General features: G+C 72.9%; 4 protein-coding genes. 3 read left to right on the forward strand and 1 reads right to left on the reverse strand.

Annotated elements, in window-relative coordinates; all coding sequences use genetic code 11:
• Positions 1-417: SWIM zinc finger family protein (locus tag CR470_RS37320; protein WP_143663980.1), on the reverse strand; the 417-nt coding region annotated here is incomplete at its 3' end.
• 154 nt (positions 418-571) lie between these two features.
• On the opposite strand from CR470_RS37320, the gene CR470_RS37325 reads away from it, so the two are divergent.
• The 3 genes from CR470_RS37325 to CR470_RS38965 form a co-directional block, all read left to right on the forward strand.
• Complete coding sequence (locus CR470_RS37325) at positions 572-1036, forward strand: hypothetical protein (RefSeq protein ID WP_097872161.1); 465 nt, start codon at positions 572-574, stop codon at positions 1034-1036.
• Positions 1037-1210: 174 nt separating this feature from the next.
• Positions 1211-2335, forward strand: a complete 1125-nt coding sequence (locus CR470_RS37330) for an ATP-binding protein (RefSeq protein WP_097872163.1) — start codon at positions 1211-1213, stop codon at positions 2333-2335.
• A partial coding sequence (locus tag CR470_RS38965; protein ID WP_143663981.1) for a hypothetical protein occupies positions 2332-2560 on the forward strand: 229 nt, incomplete at its 3' end. The genes CR470_RS37330 and CR470_RS38965, both read left to right, overlap by 4 nt.

Here is a 2560-nt window from a genome sequence, read left to right on the forward strand (position 1 = left end):
ACCGCCGCCCGCGGCGGGCCCGCCCTTCTCAACCACGCGTCCGCGCCGGGCCTCGATCCACGTCACGGCCCAGTCGGCCGGCTCGCCCGGCCGGACCGCGGTGTCGTCGGAGGCCCGCAGCAGCAACAGCCCCAGCGCGTGCTTGCACGGGAACTTCCGGCTCGGGCAACTGCAGGAGTAGGCCGGGCCGGTGGTGTCGACCACCGTCCGGTACGGCGTGCTCCCGCTCCCCTTGCACAGGCCCCACACCGCGCCCACGGCATCACGGCCCGTGCCGGTCCACGGTCCGGCCGCGCCGAGCCGTGTGCCCGCTCTGCGTGAAGCGTCGTCAGGAGCCAGTGCCAGCACCTGTTCCACCGTCCAGCGCGCCACCGGTCCACCGGTGGGCGAGGGCTCTCCCCCGTGAGATAGCAGCATGTCCCCGACGGTAGGGGGCGCCACTGACAATCCCCTCCGACCTGCGAAGCAGCCGCCCCGAGCGGGATTTGACTTTGCCATTCGCCTGCGTTTCTCTGCGATCTCCGCGTACGGAACAGATCCGTGCCCGGTCCGATCCAGGGGGGATCCCGGAATGAACCGCACCATCCGCACCGCACCCGCCTCCAGAACCACCCGCCCCGTGCGCGCCGCTGCCCACGCGCTCGCGATCGCCGGTCTCGTGCTCGGCCTCGGCGCCTGCTCGGCCGAGTCGGTCGACGAGGCGGTCGGCGAGGCGGTCGACACGACCGTGGATGAGAAGTACGAGGTCACGTACGAGGTCACCGGCAAGGGCGTCGACGAGATCACGTACCACGGGGGCGGCGGCAAGGCCATGGAGCCCGAGCTGGAGACCGTCACCGCGCCGACCCTGCCGTGGAAGAAGACCGTCGAGCTGCGCGGCATCATGCCGCCCGCCGTCATGCCGATGGCCGTGGACGCGGGCGGCGCCGACGTCACCTGCTCCATCACCTACAAGGGCAAGGTCATCAAGGAGGCGAAGGGGGAGGGCATGCTCACGGCCGGCGGCTGCGTCGCGGTGTCGCCGATCGTGGGCTGACCGGCTGACCGGCTGACCGGCTGACCGGCTGACCGGCCGAGTGGGGTCCGGCGGGGGCGACCCAGCCGGTTCCACGTGCTCACGGACGGGCTCTGACCAGCGGTCAGGGCCCGTTGTCAGTGGCATGGTGCACGGTGGGAACCACATCAGGTCGACCGATCTGGAGGGGGATCCATGACCGTGTCCGAAACCACCGCGGCCATCGCGTCGGAGGCGGGCGCCGAGGTGCTGCGCCCGCATGCCGAGGACGCGTTCGCCGACGAGCTGAAGGCGCTCGAAGCCGCCGACGACCGCCCGAGGCCCGCCCGTTGGCGGCTGTCGCCCTGGGCCGTCGCCACCTATCTGCAGGGCGGGACCCTGCCGGACGGCACGGTGATCACGCCGAAGTACGTGGGCCCGCGCCGCCTGGTCGAGGTGGCCGTGACCACGCTCGCCACCGACCGGGCGCTGCTCCTGCTCGGCGTTCCCGGTACGGCCAAGACCTGGGTGTCCGAACACCTCGCCGCCGCGGTCAGCGGTGACTCGACGCTGCTCGTGCAGGGCACGGCCGGGACGCCCGAGGAAGCCGTCCGCTACGGGTGGAACTACGCGCAGCTGCTCGCCCACGGCCCCAGCCGCGACGCCCTGGTCCCCAGCCCGCTGATGCGGGCGATGTCCGAGGGCATGACCGCCCGGGTCGAGGAGCTGACCCGCATCCCCGCCGACGTGCAGGACTCGCTGATCACGATCCTGTCCGAGAAGACGCTCCCCGTCCCCGAGCTGGGGCAGGAGGTCCAGGCCGTCCGCGGCTTCAACCTCATCGCCACGGCCAACGACCGGGACCGCGGCGTCAACGAGCTGTCCAGCGCGCTGCGACGCCGGTTCAACACCGTCGTGCTGCCCCTGCCCGCCACCCCGGACGCCGAGGTCGACATCGTGTCGCGGCGGGTCGACCAGATCGGCCGCTCGCTGGACCTGCCCGCGGCGCCGGAGGGCCTGACCGAGATCCGGCGCGTGGTGACGGTCTTCCGCGAGCTGCGCGACGGGGTGACCACCGACGGCCGGACCAAGCTCAAGTCCCCCTCCGGCACGCTCTCCACCGCGGAGGCGATCTCCGTCGTCACGAACGGCCTCGCGCTCGCGGCCCACTTCGGCGACGGCGTCCTGCGCCCCGGGGACGTCGCGGCCGGGATCCTCGGCGCGGTCGTCCGGGATCCGGCGGCGGACCGGGTGGTCTGGCAGGAGTATCTGGAGACCGTGGTCCGCGAGCGGGACGGCTGGAAGGACTTCTACCGCGCCTGCCGCGAGGTAACCGCATGACGAGCCCCGCCGGGACGGCGAGGGCGGCCGCGACCGGAGGAGCCACGGCGACCGAAAAGGCAACCGGGACGGCGACCGAAACGGCGACGGCGACCGGAACACCTGAGCCGGGGCCCCGCGCGGCCGCCGGTCCCTGGCTCCTGGGCGTGCGGCACCACGGCCCCGGGTCGGCCCGCGCGGTCCTCGCCCTGTCTCTTATACACATCTCTGAGCGGGCTGGCAAGG

Origin of the sequence: Streptomyces sp. rh34 (assembly GCF_002551245.1) — a bacterium.
Taxonomy (GTDB): domain Bacteria; phylum Actinomycetota; class Actinomycetes; order Streptomycetales; family Streptomycetaceae; genus Streptomyces.